We start from the raw sequence: 7,835 nt of genomic DNA, 5'->3' as shown, positions 1-7,835 counted from the left end.
CCTCCCCGTACGCCTGCATCAGGTCGGCGAGCCGCAGCGTCGCCAGATCCTCGCGGGTCGGAGTGCCGGCGTACCCCGACAGCCTCAGATCCCGGTACGCGCAGCTCTTCTCGTACAGCGTGCGCAGAAACCGCCCGTTGCCCAGCTCGTCGATCCAGCCCTGGTCGACCACATGTCCGCTGATCGACCGCAGCTCGTCCAGCGCCTCCTCGTCCCACAGGTCGCCGTTGCCCGCGGCGAGCACCTCCCCGATGGCGGTCAGTTCCAGCGGGCGGTACGACGGGAAGTCCACCCGGGTGGTGAAGCGGGAGGACAGCCCGGGGTTGGCGGCGAGGAGCCGGTCCATGCCCTCGGGATAGCCCGCGAGGATGACGACCAGATGGTCGCGGTTGTCCTCGGCGCGCTTCAGCAGCACCTGCAGCGCCTCGTCGCCGTAGGCGTCGCCCTTGCTGTAGCCGGAGTTGGAGAGGGAGTACGCCTCGTCCACGAACAGCACCCCGCCGAGGGCGGAGTCGATCAGTTCATTCGCCTTCACGGCGGTCTGGCCGAGGAACTCACCGACCAGATCGGACCGCTGCGCCTCCACGAGATGGTCCCCGCCGAGCAGCCCGAGCGCGTAGAAGACCCGGCCGAGGATCCGGGCCACGGTGGTCTTGCCCGTGCCGGAGGGGCCGGAGAAGACGAAGTGGCGTTTCGGAGGCTGTACCGGCAGACCCTGCCCGGCCCGCAGCCGGGCCATGTTCAGCTGCGCGGAGAGTGCCTTCACCTGCCGCTTCACCGGCTCCAGGCCCACCATCCGCTCCAGTTCCGCGAGCGCATCGGCGAGCAGCACCGGATCCGTCGCGCCGGACGGGAACTGCGCGGGTGCCGGCTGGGTCGGGAGGGCCGTCTTCTCCCGTACGCCGTCCGGCGGTCCGGCCGGGACCGCGCCGCCGAGCTGGGTCTGCGGGTCTTTGCCGAGCCGCGGCTCGGGCACTGGCGGAGGCTCCGTCTCGGCCGACTGGGCGTCCACCGCTTCCTGCCCGAAACCCGCGCCCGCCAGCGACACCGATGCCACACCGACCGACTCGTCGGTGCCGTCGATCCCGTCGTACTCGGCGATCGCCGCGAGGCGCGCGGAGGTGTCCATGAAGGCCGGATCGACCCGGTGCACCGCCCGGTACAGCGGCAGCGCGGCCGCGCTGCGCCCCGTGCCCTCATGGGCGCGCGCCAGCCAGTACCGCAGCTCCTTGCGCTGCGGCTGCTCGCTGCGACAGCGCATCAGCGCGGTGGACAGCAGCGGCTCGGCCTGCCCGTACATCTCCAGCCGGACCCGCGCCATGCCGCCGAACAGCCCGGCCTCGATCCCGAGCAGCGGATCATTGACGAGCGGCTCGGTGTGCCGGACGAGCTGATCCCAGTCCTTGACCAGATACGCCCGGCAGGCGTGCAGGAACCGCACCTGAGGGTCGGCGTCGACGGGCGGCAGACCGGCGAGCGCCCGGTCGAGCTCGGGCACATGGCGGCCGTCGAGCCAGTGCGAGGCGTGCGCGAGCAACAGGTCGCGCGGGCTCTCCAGCACCGGCTGGACCCACCAGCCCAGCCAGTACCAGGAGTTCAGCGTGCGCCGGTGGCGGGCCCGCTGCTCGCCGAAGCGCTCCCGGCTGCGGAACATCCGCAGCAGGGCGGTGGTGGTGTCGACGCGCAGCGCGTGCAGACCGAGCCAGCCGTCCGCCATCGCGGGGTCGAGCTGCACCGCGGTCCTGAATTCCTCTTCCGCCTGCGGATACGCGCCCATGGTGTAGGCGTCCACGCCGCGCACCCAGGCGAGGTCGGCCGGGGCCAGCGCGCCCTGCGTGCCGATGTCCATCGGGTCCCCCACATACCGTGCCCCCGTGCCCTCCCGCCGGGCGGGCGCCCGTCGGAGCGTGCTGAACCACCTTCTCGCGGACGGGAATTGACCGCACCGAGGTGCATCGTACCTGCGCAGGGGGCGGGTGATTAAGGGTGGCGCGAGGGCGGCGCGAGGCCGGTGCGAGCGCCCCGCGGACGGTGACCCTGGGTGAGCGAGGGGTGCGGGAAAAGCGCTGAGGAAGCGCGATGAGGACAGAACGAAGCCCCCGATCACGGGGGAACAACCGGGGGCCTCGCGTCTCGGCAGCTCCGGAAAGCCGCACATTGAGAACGTAAGACCTGTATGGCCCCTCGGTCAAGCCGAGTTGGGGCACTCGGCGGGGTGGATTCCCGACTGCTCAGTACGGAGGGGAGAGCTGGTCACGTTCCGTGAGGAAGTGGTTCGCTCCCGCTGTCACGTGGGGCCCCGGAAGCCACTCGTATCCCTCGGGAAACTCACGTACCAGCGTGTCGGCGTACGGCCGCGACGGGTCCTCGGCGAAATGGCGAGTCTCCGCCACGGTCCAGCCGTCCCAGAATCCGGAGAGCGCCGACCCGTCGCGGTGGCGCCCGCGGATCCAGGACTCGCGCGGGCCCCGGTCCATCCAGAGGAGGCGGGCGAGATGGGGGCGCAGGGCCCGGCGGCCGGCGCCGACCCCCTCGATCAGGACGACCGGTGCGGCGGGCAGCGTACGGGGGGTCCCGAAGCGGCGCAGATGCCAGTCGTACGGTTCGTAGAGCCCGCTGTCGCCGCGGGACAGCGGGCCGATCACCTGGTCGAGCAGCCGGCCGGTCCACTCGAAGAGTTCGTCGTGCGTGGCCAGATCGTCGAGGCGGAGTACGGGCGCGCCGCCGAGCGCCCCGGCGAGCAGTGCGGCGAACGTGCTCTTTCCGGAGCCCGCGTGACCGTCGACCGCGATCAGCCGGACCGGGCCGCAGGACGGCGCCAGGCCGCGCAGTCCGGCGGCGGCGCTGTCGAGGGGGACGAGGGGGCTCATAGGGGCCACCCTAAGGGGCCACGTCGGCCGGCGATCGCGGGCCGCCGCAGGTCACTCCACTGGTCGAGACCAATATTGGTGGAGCGGCACGATGCGAATCGCTGGCAGAAGGCGCGCACGACCCGGGATAGTTGCCCCACCTCTCGCCCCCCGAGACGTCCCGGAGGTCCCATGCCCAGACCTGCTTCACGCAGAGCCGTACTGACCGCCGCCCTGGCCGCCGCGGCCGGCGGGACCGCGCTCACCTCCGCCGCGCCCGCTGCCGCCGGCGCTCCGGCACCCTCCGCCCTGCCGGGCCCGCTCGTCGACAACCGCTTCTGGACGTCTCACACCGACTGGCGCGGCGGCGAACAGGCCGGCACCCGCGCAGTTCCCGGCCGCCGGCCGGGCCTGGAGATCGCCGCACCCGCCGGGCGCACCGAGTACCCCGATCCGCACACCGGCACGACGAAAGCCTGGGAGTACGCGACCTGGACCTCGCCCGAGCACCACGCCGGTGTCCCCGCCACCGAGGTGATCGCCTCCTGGAACGCCCGCACCCCACCCGGCACGTGGCTGCAGACCGAGCTCTCCGGCACGTACTCGGACGGCACCAGGACCCCGTGGTTCGTCATGGGCCGCTGGGCGGCGGGCGACGGCGACATCCGGCGCACCTCCGTCGACGACCAGACCGACGGCAGGAGCACCATCTGGACCGACACCTTCTCCGTCGACGATCCGGCGAGCGGGCTGCGGCTGGCCTCCTACCGGCTGCGCCTCACGCTCCACCGCACGCCCGGCACGGATCTCACCCCCACCGTCTGGCGGGTGGGAGCCATGGCCTCCGACATCCCCGACCGTTTCACCGTGCCCGCCTCCGCGCCACGGTCCGCCCACGAGCTGGCGGTGCCGCGCTACTCGCAGAACACCCACGTCGGTCAGTACCCCGAGTACGACAACGGCGGCGAGGCCTGGTGCAGTCCCACCTCCTCGCAGATGATCATCGAGTACTGGGGGAGGAGGCCCACGGCCGAGGATCTCTCCTGGGTGGATCCCTCCTTCGCCGACCCGCAGATCTGCCACGCGGCCCGGAGCACGTTCGACTACCAGTACGACGGCTGCGGCAACTGGCCCTTCAACGCGGCGTACGCGGCCACGTACCAGGACATGAACGCCGTCGTGACCCGGCTGGAGTCGCTCGGCGACCTGGAGACGCTCGTACAGGCCGGGATTCCGGCCATAACGTCGCAGTCGTTCCTCAAGGAGGAGCTGACCGGCGCCGGCTACGGGACCTCGGGGCATCTGATGACCGTGATCGGGTTCACCGCCGACGGCGATGTGATCGCCAACGATCCGGCGTCGCCGAGCAACGCGGCCGTCCGCCGGGTCTACCGGCGGGCGGAGTGGGAGAGGATCTGGCTGCGGACGAAGCGGTACAACGCGAGCGGGAAAGTGGTGTCCGGCACAGGGGGCGTGTGCTACCTGTACTGGCCGGAGCACCCGACAGCCGCCCAGCGCAAGGCTCTCGCCGCCCTCGGCATCCACTGACACACGCGCTCCGCGCCCGCGGGCGGTGACGGGTGTCACTGCCCGCGGGCCGAGCGCCTGGCACTGTGGACCGGTATGCCAGCGGGGGGACGTCCGCGACCACGACGACCGAGCGAGCAGCCATGACCGCGACCACCGCCACCGCCACCCGGGCCCGCACCGGAGGCCCCAAGGACGACGGCCCCAAGATCCTCGAACACATCCTGGGCTGGACCCTCGTGGTCGTCTTCGCGATGCTCGTCACCCAGGCCGGACTGCTGTGACAGGCCTGACTGCCTGACGGACCGGACTGCTGTGACAGAGGGGGCGGCGAGCCGGCCGGCCCCCGCCCCCTTCGGTCCCGGTGTTCCCGGATCAGCTGATCGACTTGATCAGCTCCCCGTTCGTCGTGTCACCGCTCAGCTCCCAGAAGAACGTGCCTCCCAGGCCCTGCTGGTTCTTGTACGTCATCTTCCCGGCGATCGTGGCGGGAGTGTCGTAGCTCCACCACTGTGTGCCGCAGTGCGCGTACGCGGTCCCCGCGACCGTCCCGTTGGCCGGGCACTTGGTCTTGAGCACCTTGTAGTCGTCGATGCCCTGCTCGTACGTGCCGGGGGCCGGCCCGGTCGCCGTGCCGCCCGGTGCCTTCTGCGTCACGCCGGTCCAGCCGCGCCCGTAGAAGCCGATGCCGAGCAGCAGCTTCGAGGAGGGGATCCCGAGGCCCTTGAGCTTCTTGATCGCCGCGTCGGAGTTGAAGCCCTGCTGCGGGATGCCCGGGTACGACGTGAGCGGGGAGTGCGGCGCGGTCGGGCCCTGGGCGGCCCAGGCGCCGAAGAAGTCGTACGTCATCGGGTTGTACCAGTCGACGTACTGCGCCGCGCCGGCGTAGTCCGTGGCGTCGATCTTCCCACCGCTGCTCGCGTCCGCGGTGATGGCGGCGGTGACGAGGTTCGACGGGCCGAACTTCGCGCGCAGCGCCGACATCAGCTTCTTGAAGGCGTCCCGGCCGCTGGTGTCGCAGGACAGACCGCAGGCGTTGGGGTACTCCCAGTCGATGTCGATGCCGTCGAAGACGTCGGCCCAGCGCGGGTCCTCGACCAGGCTGTAGCAGGACTGGGCGAAGGCCGCCGGGTTCTTCGCCGCCTCGGTGAAGCCCCCGGACCAGGTCCAGCCGCCGAACGACCAGATGACCTTCAGGTTCGGGTGCAGCTTCTTCAGCTTGCGCAGCTGGTTGAAGCTGCCGCGCAGCGGCTGGTCCCAGGTGTCGGCCTTGCCGTCGACGCTCTGGTCGGCGGTGTACGCCTTGTCGTGGTCGGCGTACGCGTCACCGATCACGCACTTGCCGCCCGTGACATTGCCGAATGCGTAGTTGATGTGGGTGAGCTTGTTCGCGGAGCCGGACGTCTCGATGTTCTTGACGTGGTAATTGCGTCCGTAGACGCCCCAGTTGGTGAAGTAGCCGACCACCTTGGAGCCGGCCTTGGGCGCGACGGCGGTCGCGGGGGCGGCGGACGGCCCGGCCGGGGCGGTCGCGGTGGCCATCTCCGCGCCGGCGAGCAGGCCCGCGCCGAGGACGGCCGTACAGACGGCGGCGATCAGTGCCCGGAAGCGGGCGCGTGGGGGAGGGGATCCGAACATCGTGTCTCCTCGTGTGGGGGGAGGGAGCGCGAGTGGGGAGGTACTGCAGGTCGAATATGACATGAACGGGTCATGTGCTGGCAGGCAACAATAGAAGGACTAGACCAGTGGGTCAATGGTTCGGACCAATTCCGGGGATTGCCCAAGGGATCCGGAGGGGGAGATTCCACCCCGTGACGGACGACCGCCGATCGGGCATACTCAACCCGCCACAGCCGCTGGTCAGCCGCTTCCGTGATCCGGGAGGGCAGCATCGGCGCATCAGGTGACATCCGGCGGCGCTGCCCAACCCTTCGCGCGCGACCGCCGCAGCGCCCGACAGGGAGGAAAGCGCCGCTATGCCCGACCGTGCTCCGCAGCCGGTGGACCGCACACTGCCCACCGAGGAATCCAGGGATCTCATCACCCTGGTCCGTGAGATCGTCCAGCGGGAGATCGCGCCCCGCGCGGCCGAGGAGGAGGACGCGGGTCATTTTCCGCGCGGGACGTTCTCGCTGCTCTCCGAGTCAGGTCTGCTCGGCCTCCCCTACGACTCCGAGTACGGCGGCGGGGACCAGCCGTACGAGGTCTATCTGCAGGTGCTCGAAGAGCTGGCCGCGGCCCGCCTCACCGTGGGACTCGGCGTCAGCGTGCACTCCCTCGCCTGCCATGCCCTGGCCAACTACGGCACCAAGGAGCAGCAGGCCGCGCACCTGCCGGCGATGCTGGGCGGCGGGCTCCTCGGCGCGTACTGCCTGTCCGAGCCGTCCTCCGGCTCGGACGCCGCCTCGCTTCGTACGAAGGCCGTGCGCGACGGCGACGACTGGGTGATCACCGGCACCAAGGCCTGGATCACGCATGGCGGGGTCGCCGACTTCTACACCGTGCTCGCCCGCTCCGGCGGGGAAGGCGCCCGTGGCATCACGGCCTTCCTGGTGCCGGGTGACGCCGAGGGGCTGAGCGCCGCCGCACCCGAGAAGAAGATGGGCATGAAGGGCTCGCCCACCGCCCAGCTGAACTTCGACGGCGTACGCGTCCCGGACTCCCGCCGGATCGGGGACGAGGGGCAGGGCTTCGCGATCGCGCTGTCGGCACTGGACTCGGGGCGACTCGGCATCGCCGCATGCGCCATCGGCGTCGCCCAGGCCGCGTTCGACGAGGCCCTCGCGTACGCCACGACCAGGCAGCAGTTCGGTCACCCCATCGCGGACTTCCAGGGTCTGCGCTTCATGCTCGCCGACATGGCGACGAAGATCGAAGCGGGCCGTGCGCTGTATCTGGCTGCCGCGCGGCTGCGGGACGCGGGCAGGCCGTTCTCCCAGCAGGCGGCCATGGCGAAGCTGTTCTGCACGGACGCCGCGATGCGGGTGACGACGGACGCCGTGCAGGTCCTGGGCGGGTACGGCTACACGGCGGACTTCCCGGTCGAGCGGCTGATGCGCGAGGCGAAGGTGCTGCAGATCGTCGAGGGCACCAACCAGATCCAGCGCATGGTCATCGCCCGTCACCTCGCTGGGCCAGAGTCCCGCTGACCCAGCCGGTCCGCCCGGTCCACACCGGCGCCGCCGTGAGTCTGTTCCACTCCTGGTCACGGCGGCCCGGCAGGGTGCGTCCCGCGCTCGCCCAGCGGCGCAGCAGGTCGCGGTAGATGGGCGGATCGGCCGAATGGGGAACCGATTCTTCGTGGCGTGGCGGCGTCAGCCGGCGGCGGCTCGAGCCGCCCGGGGGGTACTGCGGGGTCATGCCCGTCCAAACGCCCGTCGGCCGCGCGGGGTCACCGCCGGTCCAATTCGGGCCCCTGTTCGCGCTGTACCCATCGATGCGCCGGAGACGGGCCGGACC

General features: G+C 71.1%; 6 protein-coding genes. 3 read left to right on the top strand and 3 right to left on the bottom strand.

What is annotated here, in order from left to right:
- Together ACWGI8_RS34950 and ACWGI8_RS34945 are read right to left on the bottom strand one after the other, a co-directional pair.
- On the bottom strand, window positions 1-1,849 hold a 1,849-nt coding region (locus ACWGI8_RS34950), incomplete at its 3' end, for an AAA family ATPase (protein ID WP_453667186.1).
- 382 nt (window positions 1,850-2,231) lie between these two features.
- Window positions 2,232-2,870, bottom strand: a complete 639-nt coding sequence (locus tag ACWGI8_RS34945) for a uridine kinase family protein (protein ID WP_453667184.1) — start codon at window positions 2,868-2,870, stop codon at window positions 2,232-2,234.
- A gap of 171 nt (window positions 2,871-3,041) precedes the next feature.
- On the opposite strand from ACWGI8_RS34945, the gene ACWGI8_RS34940 reads away from it, so the two are divergent.
- A complete protein-coding gene (locus ACWGI8_RS34940; RefSeq protein WP_453667183.1) occupies window positions 3,042-4,397 on the top strand; it encodes a peptidase C39 family protein in 1,356 nt (451 codons plus the stop codon).
- 122 nt (window positions 4,398-4,519) lie between these two features.
- Window positions 4,520-4,660, top strand: coding sequence for an SCO1431 family membrane protein (locus ACWGI8_RS34935; protein ID WP_453667182.1), 141 nt, complete (start codon window positions 4,520-4,522; stop codon window positions 4,658-4,660).
- A gap of 91 nt (window positions 4,661-4,751) precedes the next feature.
- Here the strand turns inward: ACWGI8_RS34935 and ACWGI8_RS34930 are convergent, their stop codons facing one another.
- Window positions 4,752-6,014, bottom strand: a complete 1,263-nt coding sequence (locus ACWGI8_RS34930) for a glycoside hydrolase family 18 protein (protein ID WP_453667181.1) — start codon at window positions 6,012-6,014, stop codon at window positions 4,752-4,754.
- Window positions 6,015-6,352: 338 nt separating this feature from the next.
- Here ACWGI8_RS34930 and ACWGI8_RS34925 point away from each other — a divergent pair, with 338 nt between their 5' ends.
- Window positions 6,353-7,525, top strand: a complete 1,173-nt coding sequence (locus tag ACWGI8_RS34925; RefSeq protein ID WP_453667179.1) for an acyl-CoA dehydrogenase family protein — start codon at window positions 6,353-6,355, stop codon at window positions 7,523-7,525.
- The last annotated feature ends 310 nt before the right edge of the window (window positions 7,526-7,835 follow it).

Source organism: Streptomyces sp. NPDC054841, assembly GCF_053611045.1.
Note: the sequence above shows the minus strand (reverse complement) of the source record. Positions and strands in the feature narration are given on the sequence as shown.

Coding starts and splice junctions, on each gene's coding strand:
- ACWGI8_RS34945 (WP_453667184.1), bottom strand. CDS start 2,870: ATGAGCCCCCTCGTCCCCCTCGACAGCGCCGCCGCCGGACTGCGCGGC.
- ACWGI8_RS34940 (WP_453667183.1), top strand. CDS start 3,042: ATGCCCAGACCTGCTTCACGCAGAGCCGTACTGACCGCCGCCCTGGCC.
- ACWGI8_RS34935 (WP_453667182.1), top strand. CDS start 4,520: ATGACCGCGACCACCGCCACCGCCACCCGGGCCCGCACCGGAGGCCCC.
- ACWGI8_RS34930 (WP_453667181.1), bottom strand. CDS start 6,014: ATGTTCGGATCCCCTCCCCCACGCGCCCGCTTCCGGGCACTGATCGCC.
- ACWGI8_RS34925 (WP_453667179.1), top strand. CDS start 6,353: ATGCCCGACCGTGCTCCGCAGCCGGTGGACCGCACACTGCCCACCGAG.